This window comes from Glaciimonas sp. GNP009, assembly GCF_054343755.1.
Genome location: NZ_JBTGUV010000004.1, coordinates 3,750,539 through 3,764,702, shown reverse-complemented (window position 1 = coordinate 3,764,702; position 14,164 = coordinate 3,750,539). Strand labels below are relative to the sequence as shown.

Annotated in this window: 21 protein-coding genes; 14 read left to right on the top strand and 7 right to left on the bottom strand. The window is 54.1% G+C overall.

What is annotated here, in order from left to right; translation table 11 throughout:
- Position 1: 1 nt before the first annotated feature.
- The gene (locus ACXX82_RS17600; protein WP_458563389.1) at positions 2–751 is read right to left on the bottom strand and encodes a TRADD-N-associated membrane domain-containing protein; all 750 of its coding nucleotides are present in this window, start codon (positions 749–751) and stop codon (positions 2–4) included.
- Positions 752–1,128: 377 nt separating this feature from the next.
- On the opposite strand from ACXX82_RS17600, the gene ACXX82_RS17595 reads away from it, so the two are divergent.
- Positions 1,129–1,602, top strand: a complete 474-nt coding sequence (locus tag ACXX82_RS17595; protein ID WP_458563388.1) for a LexA family protein — start codon at positions 1,129–1,131, stop codon at positions 1,600–1,602.
- Positions 1,603–1,604: 2 nt separating this feature from the next.
- On the top strand, positions 1,605–2,900 hold the full coding sequence (locus ACXX82_RS17590; RefSeq protein ID WP_458563387.1) for a Y-family DNA polymerase: 1,296 nt from the start codon (positions 1,605–1,607) through the stop codon (positions 2,898–2,900).
- A 100-nt stretch (positions 2,901–3,000) separates the two neighbouring features.
- On the opposite strand, the gene ACXX82_RS17585 is transcribed toward ACXX82_RS17590, so the two are convergent.
- The 4 genes from ACXX82_RS17585 to ACXX82_RS17570 all read right to left on the bottom strand — a co-directional run bounded on the left by ACXX82_RS17585 (position 3,001) and on the right by ACXX82_RS17570 (position 7,053).
- Complete coding sequence (locus ACXX82_RS17585; RefSeq protein WP_458563386.1) at positions 3,001–3,681, bottom strand: SOS response-associated peptidase; 681 nt, start codon at positions 3,679–3,681, stop codon at positions 3,001–3,003.
- 284 nt (positions 3,682–3,965) lie between these two features.
- Positions 3,966–4,181, bottom strand: coding sequence for a hypothetical protein (locus ACXX82_RS17580; RefSeq protein WP_458563385.1), 216 nt, complete (start codon positions 4,179–4,181; stop codon positions 3,966–3,968).
- The gene (locus ACXX82_RS17575; protein WP_458563319.1) at positions 4,178–5,269 is read right to left on the bottom strand and encodes a phage portal protein; all 1,092 of its coding nucleotides are present in this window, start codon (positions 5,267–5,269) and stop codon (positions 4,178–4,180) included. The genes ACXX82_RS17580 and ACXX82_RS17575 overlap by 4 nt, the downstream gene beginning before the upstream one ends.
- Positions 5,266–7,053: a terminase ATPase subunit family protein gene (locus ACXX82_RS17570; RefSeq protein ID WP_458563384.1), complete on the bottom strand. Its 1,788-nt coding sequence runs from the start codon at positions 7,051–7,053 to the stop codon at positions 5,266–5,268. The genes ACXX82_RS17575 and ACXX82_RS17570 overlap by 4 nt, the downstream gene beginning before the upstream one ends.
- Before the next feature lie 144 nt (positions 7,054–7,197).
- Here ACXX82_RS17570 and ACXX82_RS17565 point away from each other — a divergent pair, with 144 nt between their 5' ends.
- From ACXX82_RS17565 to ACXX82_RS17510, 12 genes are all read left to right on the top strand, one after another.
- Positions 7,198–8,040 (top strand): GPO family capsid scaffolding protein, encoded by an 843-nt coding sequence (locus tag ACXX82_RS17565; RefSeq protein ID WP_458563383.1) that lies wholly within the window; start codon positions 7,198–7,200, stop codon positions 8,038–8,040.
- 62 nt (positions 8,041–8,102) lie between these two features.
- Positions 8,103–9,137, top strand: a complete 1,035-nt coding sequence (locus tag ACXX82_RS17560; RefSeq protein WP_458563382.1) for a phage major capsid protein, P2 family — start codon at positions 8,103–8,105, stop codon at positions 9,135–9,137.
- Positions 9,138–9,139: 2 nt separating this feature from the next.
- Positions 9,140–9,862 carry a phage terminase small subunit gene (gene gpM, locus ACXX82_RS17555; protein WP_458563381.1) on the top strand — a complete coding sequence of 241 codons (723 nt, stop codon included), beginning with the start codon at positions 9,140–9,142 and terminating at the stop codon, positions 9,860–9,862.
- Positions 9,863–9,962: 100 nt separating this feature from the next.
- The gene (locus tag ACXX82_RS17550) at positions 9,963–10,454 is read left to right on the top strand and encodes a head completion/stabilization protein (RefSeq protein WP_458563380.1); all 492 of its coding nucleotides are present in this window, start codon (positions 9,963–9,965) and stop codon (positions 10,452–10,454) included.
- An 11-nt stretch (positions 10,455–10,465) separates the two neighbouring features.
- On the top strand, positions 10,466–10,675 hold the full coding sequence (locus tag ACXX82_RS17545) for a tail protein X (RefSeq protein ID WP_458563379.1): 210 nt from the start codon (positions 10,466–10,468) through the stop codon (positions 10,673–10,675).
- Positions 10,676–10,701: 26 nt separating this feature from the next.
- On the top strand, positions 10,702–11,058 hold the full coding sequence (locus tag ACXX82_RS17540) for a putative holin (protein ID WP_458563378.1): 357 nt from the start codon (positions 10,702–10,704) through the stop codon (positions 11,056–11,058).
- Positions 11,051–11,341, top strand: coding sequence for a phage holin family protein (locus ACXX82_RS17535; RefSeq protein ID WP_458563377.1), 291 nt, complete (start codon positions 11,051–11,053; stop codon positions 11,339–11,341). Before ACXX82_RS17540 ends, ACXX82_RS17535 begins: the two co-directional genes overlap by 8 nt.
- The gene (locus ACXX82_RS17530; protein ID WP_458563326.1) at positions 11,328–11,795 is read left to right on the top strand and encodes a D-Ala-D-Ala carboxypeptidase family metallohydrolase; all 468 of its coding nucleotides are present in this window, start codon (positions 11,328–11,330) and stop codon (positions 11,793–11,795) included. The genes ACXX82_RS17535 and ACXX82_RS17530 overlap by 14 nt, the downstream gene beginning before the upstream one ends.
- Positions 11,786–12,205, top strand: coding sequence for a hypothetical protein (locus ACXX82_RS17525; RefSeq protein ID WP_458564059.1), 420 nt, complete (start codon positions 11,786–11,788; stop codon positions 12,203–12,205). Before ACXX82_RS17530 ends, ACXX82_RS17525 begins: the two co-directional genes overlap by 10 nt.
- Positions 12,099–12,320 carry an Rz1-like lysis system protein LysC gene (lysC, locus tag ACXX82_RS17520; protein WP_458564021.1) on the top strand — a complete coding sequence of 74 codons (222 nt, stop codon included), beginning with the start codon at positions 12,099–12,101 and terminating at the stop codon, positions 12,318–12,320. Before ACXX82_RS17525 ends, lysC begins: the two co-directional genes overlap by 107 nt.
- Positions 12,304–12,789, top strand: coding sequence for a phage tail protein (locus ACXX82_RS17515; RefSeq protein ID WP_458564017.1), 486 nt, complete (start codon positions 12,304–12,306; stop codon positions 12,787–12,789). Before lysC ends, ACXX82_RS17515 begins: the two co-directional genes overlap by 17 nt.
- Positions 12,786–13,250 (top strand): phage virion morphogenesis protein, encoded by a 465-nt coding sequence (locus tag ACXX82_RS17510; RefSeq protein ID WP_458563376.1) that lies wholly within the window; start codon positions 12,786–12,788, stop codon positions 13,248–13,250. The genes ACXX82_RS17515 and ACXX82_RS17510 overlap by 4 nt, the downstream gene beginning before the upstream one ends.
- 6 nt (positions 13,251–13,256) lie before the next feature.
- Here ACXX82_RS17510 and ACXX82_RS17505 read toward each other — a convergent pair whose 3' ends face one another.
- Together ACXX82_RS17505 and ACXX82_RS17500 are read right to left on the bottom strand one after the other, a co-directional pair.
- Positions 13,257–13,649 carry a helix-turn-helix domain-containing protein gene (locus ACXX82_RS17505; RefSeq protein ID WP_458563375.1) on the bottom strand — a complete coding sequence of 131 codons (393 nt, stop codon included), beginning with the start codon at positions 13,647–13,649 and terminating at the stop codon, positions 13,257–13,259.
- On the bottom strand, positions 13,636–13,974 hold the full coding sequence (locus ACXX82_RS17500) for a transcriptional regulator (RefSeq protein WP_458563374.1): 339 nt from the start codon (positions 13,972–13,974) through the stop codon (positions 13,636–13,638). Before ACXX82_RS17500 ends, ACXX82_RS17505 begins: the two co-directional genes overlap by 14 nt.
- Between the last annotated feature and the right edge of the window lie 190 nt (positions 13,975–14,164).

Sequence of the window (14,164 nt, the reverse complement as noted above, 5' to 3'; positions counted from 1 at the left end):
ATTAATCAGTAGATCGCATAGCTCTTGCATGCGATGGTGGTGACATTGCATATAGACTCAAAAGTTGTTTTGCCAACTCCGCTTTCGTTTGGCTCTTAAGGTCTGAATTCGTATCTGGAATACTCGCGATAACCTGTACGGCCATGCCTACTGCATTGATTCGTTCTAGTACGGTTACGTACTCTTTCGACTGCGAAAGAATAGAACGGTATATGAGCAAAAAAGACCCGCCGATGAAACTAATGAGTACCCCCGAAGCGGAGGCCACAATCGACACTGCCAGCTTATCAGGATTAGTTGAAGCTTGAAAAAGACCATACATTACAAATCCAAATCCACAAAACATGACTATCAGCGTTAGCCAATAAATGGAACGCACTTGGCTGAGATTTCGGTCTAGATAATTCTCAAGTTTTATCCGAGCTAAGTCCCATGCTAATTGAGGCCGCTCGGGATGCTCCCTTAAACGCTCTTCTACGGTTTCAATTTTCTCTTCGCGAACCTGCTGATCGACAAGACTTTGGTACGAGAGGACACCAAGAAGGGCAATGCCAGCCGCGAGGGCGAGTGTTGCAGCAAAAATACCGATGATTTTCTTATCAACTCCTAACAATTGAGCAAGGGCGCTGATCAATGTTGCGCTTAACACTAGGACAACGATCAATATCAAAGTGGCACGTACACGCCGATGACCGCCTTGCCAAGCTTTCAAGAGAGAGTGGAGGATCGATATATATGGGGAAGAACTCATTTTATGAAGAGACTACCGTATGGATTTAAAGGGGTGCAGCCAGCCGTGGGATAAAAAATATATTGCATTCTATTTAATATTCACACAACGCGCCATTCATTCTGGTTGCAGCCATCAATCTTAAGAATATCAGGGATACATTTAATAGTGTGGAGTCCTAATTTGATAGAAATAACAGGCTTCAGGTGCATCAAACTGCATCACGCTGATGCAGCGCCAATCGGTCCTTGCTCCGCGCCGGGCGGGGCTCTGGCGGTATGCCACGGTGCGCTAATACCAGTGCATCTAATGAAGCCCGCAGGCGTGGTGGGTAGTGCGCGGCGGCGGTCAAAGGTGATAATATAGCTGTATATTCATACAGTATAATTAAATGCCCCATGAGCCCCCTCGACTGCACGCAAGCGTGCGCACCAGTTAGCCTCGCGCAATATGCCCTTGCGGCGGTCATCGCCCCCGAGGCTTGCCCTGTTCCGTTGTTTCTTATTAAGATACCTGCAGGTTTCCCATCCCCTGCGGCCGACTACGTGGAGGAAGGTCTCGATCTCAACACTTACCTCGTTAAGCATAAAGCGGCGTCGTTTTACTTTACAGTTGAGGGCGATAGCATGACTGGTGCGGGCATTCTCGCTGGCGACCGGGTATTGGTGGACCGCTCGATTGAACCTAAGCACGGCCATATTGTTGTGGCGGTCATAAGTAACGAATTCACCTTGAAACGCCTTTATCGCCGCCGTGGAGTAGTTGAACTGCGTCCAGAGAATCCAGCCTATAAGGTCATTGTCGTTAGTGACGACGATGATTTACAAATATGGGGCGTGGTTGCAGGGGTCGTTCGGAAGTTTGCTGTCTAATCATGGGCGCACCGCCTTCCCAGTTATTCGCCCTGGTCGATGTCAACAATTTCTATGTCAGTTGTGAGCGCGTTTTTAATCCCCGGCTGGAAGGCAAACCGGTTGTCGTCTTATCGAATAATGATGGTTGTGCGGTGGCGCGCTCGAATGAAGTGAAGGCGCTCGGTGTCAAGATGGCCGCGCCGTGGTTTCAATTGCAGGATTTGGCACGTAAGCATGGAATCATCGCACTATCGTCCAACTACACGCTTTATGCCGACATGAGCAACCGCGTCATGACCATTTTGCGCGACTACAGTCCTGATGTTGAAGTGTATTCCATCGACGAGTCATTCTTAAGTCTCAATGGTATGGCCGGTCATTGGCCGACATTGACCGACATGGGCCAGACCATACGGCATCACGTTAAGCAGTGGACAGGCCTGCCCGTCTGCGTCGGGATTGGTCCTTCCAAAACATTATCCAAGATGGCCAACCATATCGCCAAGAAACAAACGCCATTCAATAGCGTATGTGATCTGGCGGGTATGCACAGCGATGATGTTAACGAAGTCCTTAGTCACATTGATGTCGGTGAAGTGTGGGGAGTCGGTCGTAAGATAAGCGATAGGCTGCGTAACATGCACATCGACACAGTGCAAAAATTACGAACGACCTCCCCAAAAGTCCTGCGCGACCAATTCGGTGTCGTGATGGAACGTACCTGCAATGAACTACGTGGCATCTCTTGCATGGCGCTAGAAGAAGTTTCGCCGCCTCGCAAACAGATTGTCTCGTCCCGTTCCTTTGGTGCGACCGTGATGACGATCAAGGAATTGGAAGAAGCCATATCGATGTACATGGCGCGAGCTTCCGAAAAGCTTCGCGGACAGAAATCCGTGTGTGGAGCGATTCACGTTTTTGTGGAGACCGACCGTTTTCGCTTGGATGACGCTCAATACAACAATGGCATTACCATCCCGTTACCGGATTCGTCAGATGATGTGCGCACACTCACCGGCTTCGCGCTCAACGGATTGAAGCGCATCTTTCGTGATGGTTATAAATACAAAAAAGCGGGGGTAGTCCTGATGGACCTTTATTCTGGAAACATCAAACAGGGAAACTTGTTTGATGCTTCCCACACCGTAAAGCATTCCCCGGCGGTCATGATCGCGCTCGATGCGCTAAATGCACAATATGGCCGAGATACTGTGCAACTCGGTTCTGCCGGAGGTCTCGGGCGCTGGGCGGCGCGGTTTGACAATAAAACCCCCAGGTACACGACTGACTGGGGAGAGCTGCCAAAATTAAAATGAAGGACGACTTTTCACCAAAGCTTGTCCACCATTAGATTTGGTCGGTGGGGAGTGCCCCATCTTTCTGGACGTGCGCGCAGGAGCGTTGCACGCCGCTTATTCACGACGAAATCCGCTCAATCATAGACGGATCACTCCTCCCTGCTCGATTAACCTCCGTCGACACCATGAACCACTCAAAGCTATCTGGGCCGAGCGCGAGGTGTCGGGCGATCCGTTCCGCCTGTTCCTCTGGCAAACCGTTGTCCATCCACAGCAAAGCATCCTTAGCCGCCAACACAACCGGACGCCGGTCGTGTACGTCGACCAATCCGCCTTCGGCTGCAGCGGTAACGATCACAAAACCCGAACCTTCCTGTAATTCTCGGTCCGGTCTAAAATCCGTCATGGCCGCGAAGAACATCGGGCCATCGTTTTTCAGTTTGATGTACCAAGGCTGCTTATGTCCTTTTTGGCCAGTCCACTCAAACCATCCTTCCGCGGGAATAATCGCGCGCCCTGATTTGAACATCGCCCGAAATGCAGGACCGGTCGCGGCTTTCTCCAGCCGCGCATTTATCATCATCGGTAGCTTTCTTTCGACCGCCCACTTTGGACGAAAGCCCCATGGCACTGAATCAACGGCGCGGGTGCCGCCAAATTGATGAAGTAACAGGGGCGCGCTACCGGGCGGCACATTCCAGTTAGGTTGCCAATCATGTTCGCGATAGTCAGCGTCCGTCCAGCCCAGCTCTTTAGCGTAGGATTCGGCCGTTCTGGTCTGTGTGATGCGTCCGCACATAGCTGTTCTACTCCGATTGAGTGTTAGGCTTTACATATCAAATATAACGTTAGCACTACGAGTACAAGGAATTTTATCAAATGCCATTTGTCGCAACTGGCCTGCCAATCAAATCCTACCTAAAATGATGGTTAACCGATATTAATTCGACCCCAAAAAGTAACGGACAGCCGTGAAGTTTCCTAACGGAAATCAACTATCTTCTCGTTTTCTTAAGAATAGTCATGATCAAAATTAACCACGCATTAGAGCGATTTGCTGGGCAGGTCAAGCCAAATATTAAGTTAAAAAGGCTTTCCAGCGCGTAAAAAAGCGGCCTGCTCCATATCGTAGTCATTACGACAATCCACGCCACAAAAGCACCTTGATAACGCCACCGGTTCATCGCAATAGGCACAATGGCCATCCGCCACCATCACGTTATTCTTTCGTGCCGCCGCCAATGATTGCCTTATGGCGAGCTCTATCACGTAGTCGGCGCGGTCGGCAATGTCGCTCATGCTGAGACCCTTTCAGTTGTTTTTGCTTCACCGGTCACAAGGATGTATTCGTCGAACTTCACAACCTCTTGTCCGGCCCAGTCATTGATGGCTAAAAATTGTGATTGCAGCGGGACCAGTTCATTGCGGGCGAACACCCGCGCTGCTGGTTCGACGGCTCCGAAGCCACCGGTGTTATTGGGCATGATGCCGAGCAGCTGGGGCGGCACGCGGTGTGCGGCCAGCACATCGTCGCGGGTCACGCCTTTGATGTTGAAGAATTCATCCTTGGCCGCGACGTCCGAGACCGGCAGAATCTGAATACCGTCTTTCTTACCGTTCGGTGCGTACATGAACAGATTCCTAAAATTGCCCGGCCCCTTGCTGTCGCGCATGGCCTGGCGCAGGTTGTCCACGTCCGCATTGTTTGCCGCCGCGTCGGTCATGTAAAAGATGAATCCGGCGTGGGAGCCGTTCTTGTAATACTTGCGCCGAAATAAGGTCGCCGCTTCATTGAGCCATGCGGACTGCAGCGCACTCAGATATTGCGGCACGCCGTAGACTTCCTGATTCACGTCGGGGTCCATCAGGTGGCACAGTGAGCCGGTGCGAAACGCGTATTCTTCCTGCCAGCCGCGCACGAAATAATACTGGTCCAGATCGCGCCCGCGCCGCACGTATTTGGCTAGCGCATGCGCCAGCGCCAACAGCTTGCCGCTGCGGCTGACCCGTTTCTCCAGGTACGCATTGCCAAAGGTTAAAAAATCCAGCGTCAGCCGTTTGAACGCATCGCGTGACAGTAGAGGTGTCGGCACAAACGTCGAGGTCAGGATGTTGGCTTTGAAATAGATCGCGCTGCTGTGGTGGACGCTGGAGTTAAACGATTTTGTCAACCCGGCATAATTGACAGGTGGCTCATACCAGCGCCCGTTCGACCAGCATTCCAAACTATCGAGGATCTCGGCGTGATCGAGTACCGGCGTCGGATCGCCAAACGTGAAGGCTTCGAAGCCGGATGCGGCGGGCGGCGCATGCTCGGTTGTGTCTGTCGTCGCCATGGAAGTTGCCATATTGTCGGCGCGGGATCGCGCTCGTTGCTTGTTGCTCATGAGGTATAAATCTCCATAAAGGATTGGGTGTTGGAATGACCGCCTTCAAACGGCTCGTGGTCAAGTGCGTGCATACACGCCCACGCCAGATCGGCATGGCCGGTGGCATCGGTGCGACTTGCTTCGTAGGTGGCTTGCCGACCGCTGGCGGTGAGCGTTTTATGGATCGCCATAAAAGCTTGCGCGATATCGATTGATCCGGCGTCGAATTCCAGTCGGCCTTTGCTGATGATGTTTTTAGCCTTCAACACCATGCGGGTCTTCACTTCGACTGAATAAGTAATGGCGGTCGCGGCCGGGAAGAACTGGCGCACCAGCGGAAAGACGCCAATGCCCATGCCGGTGGTATCGATGCCGATATATTCGACGTTATATCGGAGCGTCATTTGCCGGATCGCCTCGGCCTGTGCTTCGAAATCCATATCGCGCCACTGATGCCGCTCCAAGATGCGGAACTTGCCACCAGCAACCAAGGGCGGGGCCAGCACTACGCACCCGGCACTATCCCCCGTCAATGACGGGTCGTAACCGATCCAGACTGCGCGATTACCAAAGGGCCGTGTCGCAAAGACTTTGAAATCGGACCATTCGACCCACGTATCGACCATGCAGCGTTGCAATTCCATCAGCGGAAAGATCGACTGCGTATCGTCGATGAAATTGCACATCAGCAGGTTTTCGAACTGGTCGGGGCTGTATTCGAAATTGCGTAATTCGTCGATATCGAACAGATTACAGCCACCGTGTTCGGCGTCCAAAATGGTCACGATCTGGCGCCAGATTTTGTCCTCGCCAGTGAAGCCGGCTGCGAGGCGTTTGTGCGACAGATCGATGGCGATCTGATTGGCCACAGCGCGGCGTTTATTGAACCCGTCGCCGCTCCAGAACGGATAGGCCTGATGCGTAACCGACGACGGTGTCGAGAAATAGGTCTTGCGCCACTGCTTATGCAGCGCCATGCCGGAGGCGACTTTGTTTAACTCGGCAAAGTTATGCGTCCAGAAAAATTCATCGAAATAAAAGTTGCCGTGATAGCCCTGCGCGGTGCGCGCATTGGTGCCAAGAAAGTACAGGTGCGCACCGTTCGGCAAGATGATCGGGTCGCCTGTTAATTCCACGTTCGCCGCCTCCCGCGCAAACTGGATGATGTATTGCTTAAACACATGTGCCTGCGCTTTGGAGGCGGATAAAAAAATCTGATTGCGCCCGGTTTCAATCGCATCGGCCAGTGCCTCGCGGGCAAAATACCAGGTCGCGCCGATCTGGCGCGATTTGAGAATCACCCGCGTGCGCTGGTCGCTGTTGCGGTGCCAGACCTTTTGATAATCAAACAGGGAATCCTGAAAGGCGTCCAGCAACTGGATGCGCTGTTCGTCGCTGAATTCATTGCGGATCGGCTTTTTCTTGGGTCCTGCGTTGCGGTTGGCCAGCTTCGGATTGAGATCCACTTCATTGCCGCCGGGTGCTTCATAGCGACGCACGCGGGCGGTCTGTACCACCTGACGCATCAGCAAATCGATCTCTTTAAAATCACCGCCGGATTTGCCGTCTTTAGCGATCAACTGGACCAAGCGGGCGTCCAGTGCCGCTTCCACCTTTTCCAGCACGGGCGCGCTGTCCCAGCCATCGCGCTGCTTCCAGCTTTCGACGGTGGAACGTTTCAGTTTCAGATAAGCGGCGACGGCCGAAATTTGCCATCCCTGCCAATATAAAAATTTGGCGAGTCGGCGCGGATCCGTTTTGGGATCCGTTTCAGCGGCAGTGAAAGGGGTGGTTTCTGACATGCCGCAAGCGTAGGGGTCACGCGCGTGTAACGCTTCTACCAGAGCGCCACTAAGCGCCTTACCAACCCCCTGCGCATTGAATCAGGGCGCGCTGTCGTTGACCATGGCGACATCTGACCACTTTTACGCTTACCAGCGCACACCATGCCTACTAAATCCACATTTTTCCGTGTCGCCATCGAAGGTGCTACCACCGACGGGCGCGAGATCACGCGCCAGCAAATTGCGCAAATGGCGAAGACCTTTAATCCCGACAAGTACGGTGCACGGATCTGGATGGAACATATCCGCAGTGCGCTGCCCGACAGTCCGTTCCGTGCTTACGGTGACGTCACTGCCGTCAAAGCCGAAGAAATTCAACTCGATGGCGTGACCAAACTAGCGCTGTTCGCGCAGATCGACCCGACCCCGTCGCTGGTGGCCATGAGCAAAGAACGGCAAAAGATTTACACCAGCATTGAGATCAATCCCACATTTGCTGGCAGCAATGAGGCTTATCTGGTGGGTCTTGGCATCACCGACAGCCCGGCCAGTCTCGGGACGGAAATTCTCAAGTTCGCCGCGAACAGCAGTGTCAACTTCTTCGCCGCCCGTAAGCAAGATGCCGATAACGTGTTTTCGGAAGCTATCGAAGCCGAATTGGAGTTTGAAGAGTTCGCTGATGTGGTGCCAACAGACAGCAAATTTACCATCACCATCAAAAATATTATGAAACGTTTCGCCCACAAAGAAAGCGGCGATGACGCCCGTTTTAACGATGTCAGCGAAGCCTTAGAAGCCGTCGCGCTGCATGCCAGCGACACGGCGCAATCGTTCACGATCCGGTTCGCCGCTGCACAAAAGCAGATCACCGCGTTACAGGAGGAACTGACGGTCACCACCGCAGCGTTCAACACGTTCAAACAGCAGATGGAGTCCCAGGACGGCGACCCGTCCAAACGACCCGCCGCGACAGGTGGTCACGGCATGGAACAGACCGAGTTTTAAGCGCCTATCGCTAGTAAACGCCAGGTTCCCTTTAAACAAACATTATTGCCGGAGTGCATAAAATGAAAAAAATTACCCGCGTTGCCTTTGACCATTACACCACCCGCCTGCAAGTATTGAACGACACGGCCAGCGCTGCATCGACCTTTGCCGTTGCCCCGACCATCCAGCAAAAGCTGGAAACCAAGATGCAGGAGTCGAGCGAATTTTTAACCAAGATCAACATCATTGGCGTGACCGAACAGGAAGGAGAAAAGCTCGGCCTTGGCATCTCCGGACCGGTGGCCAGCCGCACCAACACCGCCAACAAGGACCGCCAGACCCGCGACCTGACCACGCTCGACGGTCATAAATATCGCTGCGAAAAGACCAATTTCGACACCCATATCAAGTATCAAACGTTGGATGCATGGGCCAAGTTTGCCGACTTCCAGAGCCGCATTGCGAACACCATTTTGAAACGTCAGGCGCTCGACCGGATGGTCATCGGCTTTAATGGCGTGAGCATCGCCGCGGACACCGATATCGTCACGTATCCGATGCTGCAGGATGTCAATAAAGGCTGGCCGCAGCACTACCGTGAACAAGCCCCGGAGCGCGTCATGCAGGAAGGCAACACGCCCGGCAAGCTGTACATCGGCAGCAACGCCGACATCACCGGCGATTATGTCAATCTCGATGCCGCTGTCTATGACGCGATCAACCTGCTCGATCCGTGGTACCAGAAAGATAATGGTTTAGTGGCTATCGTCGGTCGGTCGCTGTTACACGACAAATATTTTCCGTTGATCAATATTAATCAGGCTCCGACCGAAACACTCGCCGCCGATATCATCGTCAGCCAAAAGCGCTTAGGCGGCTTGCAAGCGGTCAGCGTCCCATATTTCCCGGATAACGCGATCCTGATCACCCGCTTTGACAACTTGTCGATCTATTGGCAGGAGTCGGCCCGTCGCCGTCGCGTGGTCGATGAAGCCAAGCGCGACCGCATTGAAAACTACGAATCGTCGAATGACGCGTATGTCGTCGAAGATTTTGGCCTCGGTGCGATGATAGAAAACATTGTGCTGGTTGACGCCACGACGCCGAAAGCATAACCATGGCCCACCTTTCCCCCGCATTGCGGCACAAGGCACGGGCGCTTGCTGCGAAAGCCGCAGCGAACGCCCCGGAAGGGCACCTGACCGCAGGCAGCGCCTACGAGCTGATGCTCTACAAGTTGGCCGAGGATCGCCGACGCTTAAAGCAGATCCAGTCCGTGAAACAAAAGATCGCGCTGAAAGCAGAAATCCTGCCCGAGTACCAGGACTGGATCGACGGGGTGTTGAGCGCGGGGAAAGGCGCACAGGATGACGTGCTGACCACCTTGTTAGTCTGGCACATCGATGTCGGCGACTATGCGCAGGCGTTACGCATTGCCGCCTATGCGATCACCCATGCGCTGACCTTACCGGATCAGTACAACCGCGATATTCCGACCATGCTGATGGACGAGTTTGCGGAAGCCATGTTGTCGGGCCAGATGACACCCGCAATTGGTCGCACGATCTTACCTTTGGTTATTACGCTCACCGAAAGCCGGGACGCACCGGATCAGGCGCGTGCCAAATTGCATAAAGCACTGGCCTATGCATTCCTGGACAAAAGCGCCATCGCCGCCGATAACGTCGCCGATGCCGCACCAGCGGCGATCCATCTGGCCTTACCGCATCTGACCCGCGCCCTCGCGCTCGACAGCCGGGTCGGGGTTAAAAAAGATATTGAACGCCTGACCTTGCGTCTCAAAAAGACCACCGCCACACCGGCAAAGGGTAAGGCGTAATCCCAAGCACCCAACGGCGCACGGCGGCGCGGGTCGATGAGTTGCAAATTCATTTGACAGCTCTGACACCCGCCCACCGCCGTCTATTACGAAAGTTGCCATGAGCTTTATCGCCAAGTCCCCCGTGCCCTTGGCCACCAACGAAACCGCCGATCCGACCATCGTCGAGAACGACGGCTGGTTCCCGGCTATCGATCTGCATCACATGCGTGACGCGATGCGGCTCGACGGCACGGTCACCACGCCACGGTTAGTCCAGGCCGTGGCCGAAGCGATCCTGTACGTGAATGGGGAATTAGACGCATGGCAGGACCAACAACTGGAGAACGGCTTCAGCACCTTGGAAGTTGTCCCCGCTAAAAAGATCAACCGTGAAAGTAAGTTATTGATTCATTACCGGCGTGCCGTCTACAGCATCGCCAAAGCCGACCTATTGGAAAAATACCGAGATTACGACACCACCGCGTCATCCATGGCCGACAAGAAATCCATGGGGTATTTGGACGACGGTCCCGGTGAACAACGGCGTAACGCGCATTGGGCGATTGCCGATATCTTGCAACGGCATCATTTAACGGTCGAGTTGATTTAACAAGGATAACCATGCTGGTCCGCGCTCAACAATACGACACGCTTGATTTGCTGTGCTGGCGGCATCTGGGCGCAACCGCCAGCGTGGTCGAAGCCGTGCTGGAACTGAATCCCGGTCTGGCCGACGACGGGCCGTTTATCGCCCACGGTCGGCTCGTTACCTTGCCAGAACCGGCTACCACCGCCACACCTTCCCGCCAGACCATCAGTCTGTGGGACTAATCCGTGATTCATAAGGGAGAAACACTATGGCCGAACCCGGCAGCACCTCGTTATTCATGACCACCGCCGCAGGCATCGGTCTGTCCTCGATCTTTCCGGGGATCGATGGCAATGCACTCATCGGTGCCTTTGCCGGTGCCACCTTGGTGGCCATCACCAGTAAGAATTTGCCCCTGTTGCAGCGACTGGTCTACATGGTGATTTCGCTAGCCATTGGTTATCTGGCCGCGCCGGAAGTCATGAACAACACACCACTCAAACAATCCGGTGTCGCCGCTTTCTTAGCTTCGGCAGCAGTGATTGCGCTGACCTTACACGGTATCGATTTAATCAAATCCATTGCGTTGCCAGAATGGTTACGCAAAGGAGGACGCCATGATTGATACCGTGCAACAAGTCGTGACTGCTATCGCCTTGTGCTGTTATCTCGCAGCGTGCGGGCAACTACTGTGCTATCGGCGCGGTCTGGCGAACTACCGGATCCACCTGTCGTCGTTGGCATGGTTGCTCATTGCCCTGACCGGTAGTTGTGCACTGGATATTCTGCTCGGTCACGCGCCGGTGTCGCTGGCGCAAGCCGGACTGGCGCTTGCCTTATGCGTCATCGTTTGCCGTGCCAGGGGCAATGTCGCCCACCTTTTGAAAGATCCGTATGGCTATCTCTAGTGACCACCTGACTGAACACTTTGCGCTGACAGAATTCGTGCGCAGCGACACCGCCCGCACCCTCGGCATCGACAACACGCCACCGCCAGCCATCGCCGTGAACCTGCGACGTCTGGCCAAGTTTGATGAGCTGGTCCGGCTCGAACTGGGCGGTGCGGCGATGCGCATTTCAAGCGGATTTCGCTGTACGGCATTGAACCGGGCGGTCGGCGGCGCACGCAACAGCGCGCATCTGGACGGGTTAGCCAATGATTTTACGGCAGTCGAATTCGGCACGCCGCTGGCGATCTGTCGCAAGCTCGAACACTCCTATTTACAGTTCGATCAACTGATCTACGAACGCGCCGGGTCCGCAATCTGGGTCCATCTGGGTATTGCGGCCGAAGGGGTGACACCACGGCGTCAGGTATTGACCATCGATCACAAAGGGACACGGGCCGGGTTATGGAGCTGATCGTTAAAATCCTCGTTGGTGTGCTGTTAATGGGTGGCATGGGAACCGTCATCGTTAGTCAACGCGCCAGCCTGATCACCGTCAGGGATCAGGCTGCACGCGCCGAGCGAGGGGTGACCGACCGCAACCGCATCATCGACACCCTAAAAGCCGTCGACGTCAAACAGCGTCAGGCGACCATCAAACTACAAGCGGCGCGGGCCAGCATGGCCGTCACTTTATCCGAACGTGAAGCCCTGATCGACCAACTCCACCATGACCTCTCCATTCGCCCTTGGGCTTTTGCTCCTTTGCCTGACGCTATTGCCCGGCTGCGCAAGCGTCCCTCCCTCATCGGTGCCGACGCTTATCGTCAATGGTTGTCCGCCAGTCACCCGCTGCCAATTACCAGCAACGGCACCGACCACTAACGGCGCGTTGCACCTTGCGCTCGAACGCACCGAGGCCGCGTGGGCCATGTGTGCCGCCCAAGTCGACATGATCGTTGCATGCCAACAAGAAGAACATGATGCTCAAGCCCACTAGCCTGCAAAACCATCTGATCGCGGCCAATCCGGATTTGCGTCAGAACCCCGACAAGCTGCTGGTATTCGCCGACGAGGGTAACGTGGTCGCTACCGGATCCGCATCGCTCTCGTTTGAATACCGTTACAAGCTCAACATCATCCTCACCGACTACAGCGGCGATCCGGATGCGATCATAGTGCCGCTGCTGGCGTGGATTGCGCTGCATCAACGTGATTTACTGAATAATCCGACGTTACGACAAACCGGTATCGGCTTTGACGTGGATTTTAATAATCATGAAACGATTGATCTGTCGATCAAGCTGGACCTGACCGAACGCGTCATCGTCAAACGCGAAGGCGGCAGGCTCGCTATCCGCCATACACCCGAGGCACAACCCACGCCCGACTACAGCGACGACTTCTGGACCTTGTACCAGGGCGAGTCGTTACTGGCTGAATGGCACACGCCTGTTCAACTGGCATGAATAACGACTTGCAGGCGATAGAAGAATGGGCCGGTGCGCTGTTATTAAAACTTGCACCGGCCCAGCGCCGCGCCGTCAATAAAAAAGTCGCGCAGGATTTACGCCGTAGCCAGGTCAAACGCATCGCCAGCCAGCAAACGCCGGAGGGCGAGGCCTATACGGCGCGCAAACAACGCAAAAACCTACGGGGCAAAAGCGGTCGCATCAAACGGCAAAAGGCCGCGATGTTTGCCAAGATACGCAAACAAAAAAGCCTCACAATTCAGCAGGATGAAAATCAGCTATCGGTCGGCTTCTTTGGACGGGTGGCGCGCATTGCACGGGTGCATCAGGAGGGATTGATAGACAAGGTATCTAAAAAAGGGCCGGAAGTCCGCTATGCGGCCCGGCCTTTATTGGGATTTAGTGCTGAGGATCACACGTTGATTCGTGAATCTTTACTCAAACATTTGACGCCATAGCATTGATTAGTCTAGCGACACTTCACGCAACAATTCAGGATGACGGCTAGCTATTTTTAACAACGTTTGGGCGGGGCCGGAAGGAGATTTACGGCCTTGCTCCCACTCTTGCAGCGTTCGCACTGAAACACCGATCGCTTTCGCAAATTCAGCCTGGGACATACCGGAACCTGCACGGGCCGCCATCAACTCCCACTTCGGTCCCGTCAAGACCTCATCTTTTTCGATAGTGCCATCCGAACGCACGATCACACGTCGCATCGATCCATCCGGCAACGCTTCGAATGTGGTTTTTCGCGCCCACTTGCCACCACGTAATTCTTGCACCGCTTGCAACAGTTCAGCACCGATGTCACGCTGCGCATCCCGCGCCAGTAATGCCTTCTCAGTCAGTTTCATCGAGAATCTCCTTCAATTGTTTAAGAATATGGCCGGGGATGGAAGCGCGATTGCTCTTTGCATAAATCACCAGCATTAAAATTTGTCCCGCTCGAGTACGTGCGTAATAACAGACCCTCACACCGCCAGACTTACCTGCGCCTGCACGTGCCCAACGTACTTTGCGAACGCCCCCTGAACCGCGAACAACATCCCCAGCCTCATGATTATCAGAAAGATATTCCTGTAACTCTTTATATTCGTCATCATTAAGGTAATCATAGACGTTGGAGGAAAATAGGGTTGATTCAATAAATTCATATCGCATGCAGTTAATATACGCCATAAGCGTACATTACGCAAATGAGTCGATTCACGCTGCCCGCAGCGAGTCGTGTTCATTTGGGTAAAAATGCGAAATATGCTAGCCTTGCGCCGCTGTACAGGTGCGCGGCCTTGGCTTTACTTGCAGGTGTTTCGCCGGTACGGTGGCGTGGCTCACGCGCCCGCAAGGTGCCATAGGATCTCTGAGCTGA

Coding starts and splice junctions, on each gene's coding strand:
- ACXX82_RS17540 (WP_458563378.1), top strand. CDS start 10,702: ATGGCCGAACCCGGCAGCACCTCGTTATTCATGACCACCGCCGCAGGC.
- ACXX82_RS17500 (WP_458563374.1), bottom strand. CDS start 13,974: ATGGCGTATATTAACTGCATGCGATATGAATTTATTGAATCAACCCTA.
- ACXX82_RS17600 (WP_458563389.1), bottom strand. CDS start 751: ATGAGTTCTTCCCCATATATATCGATCCTCCACTCTCTCTTGAAAGCT.
- ACXX82_RS17505 (WP_458563375.1), bottom strand. CDS start 13,649: ATGAAACTGACTGAGAAGGCATTACTGGCGCGGGATGCGCAGCGTGAC.
- ACXX82_RS17510 (WP_458563376.1), top strand. CDS start 12,786: ATGAATAACGACTTGCAGGCGATAGAAGAATGGGCCGGTGCGCTGTTA.
- ACXX82_RS17560 (WP_458563382.1), top strand. CDS start 8,103: ATGAAAAAAATTACCCGCGTTGCCTTTGACCATTACACCACCCGCCTG.
- ACXX82_RS17545 (WP_458563379.1), top strand. CDS start 10,466: ATGCTGGTCCGCGCTCAACAATACGACACGCTTGATTTGCTGTGCTGG.
- ACXX82_RS17525 (WP_458564059.1), top strand. CDS start 11,786: ATGGAGCTGATCGTTAAAATCCTCGTTGGTGTGCTGTTAATGGGTGGC.
- gpM (WP_458563381.1), top strand. CDS start 9,140: ATGGCCCACCTTTCCCCCGCATTGCGGCACAAGGCACGGGCGCTTGCT.
- ACXX82_RS17530 (WP_458563326.1), top strand. CDS start 11,328: ATGGCTATCTCTAGTGACCACCTGACTGAACACTTTGCGCTGACAGAA.
- ACXX82_RS17590 (WP_458563387.1), top strand. CDS start 1,605: ATGGGCGCACCGCCTTCCCAGTTATTCGCCCTGGTCGATGTCAACAAT.
- ACXX82_RS17565 (WP_458563383.1), top strand. CDS start 7,198: ATGCCTACTAAATCCACATTTTTCCGTGTCGCCATCGAAGGTGCTACC.
- ACXX82_RS17575 (WP_458563319.1), bottom strand. CDS start 5,269: ATGAGCAACAAGCAACGAGCGCGATCCCGCGCCGACAATATGGCAACT.
- ACXX82_RS17580 (WP_458563385.1), bottom strand. CDS start 4,181: ATGAGCGACATTGCCGACCGCGCCGACTACGTGATAGAGCTCGCCATA.
- ACXX82_RS17595 (WP_458563388.1), top strand. CDS start 1,129: ATGAGCCCCCTCGACTGCACGCAAGCGTGCGCACCAGTTAGCCTCGCG.
- ACXX82_RS17535 (WP_458563377.1), top strand. CDS start 11,051: ATGATTGATACCGTGCAACAAGTCGTGACTGCTATCGCCTTGTGCTGT.
- ACXX82_RS17550 (WP_458563380.1), top strand. CDS start 9,963: ATGAGCTTTATCGCCAAGTCCCCCGTGCCCTTGGCCACCAACGAAACC.
- ACXX82_RS17570 (WP_458563384.1), bottom strand. CDS start 7,053: ATGTCAGAAACCACCCCTTTCACTGCCGCTGAAACGGATCCCAAAACG.
- ACXX82_RS17585 (WP_458563386.1), bottom strand. CDS start 3,681: ATGTGCGGACGCATCACACAGACCAGAACGGCCGAATCCTACGCTAAA.
- ACXX82_RS17515 (WP_458564017.1), top strand. CDS start 12,304: ATGCTCAAGCCCACTAGCCTGCAAAACCATCTGATCGCGGCCAATCCG.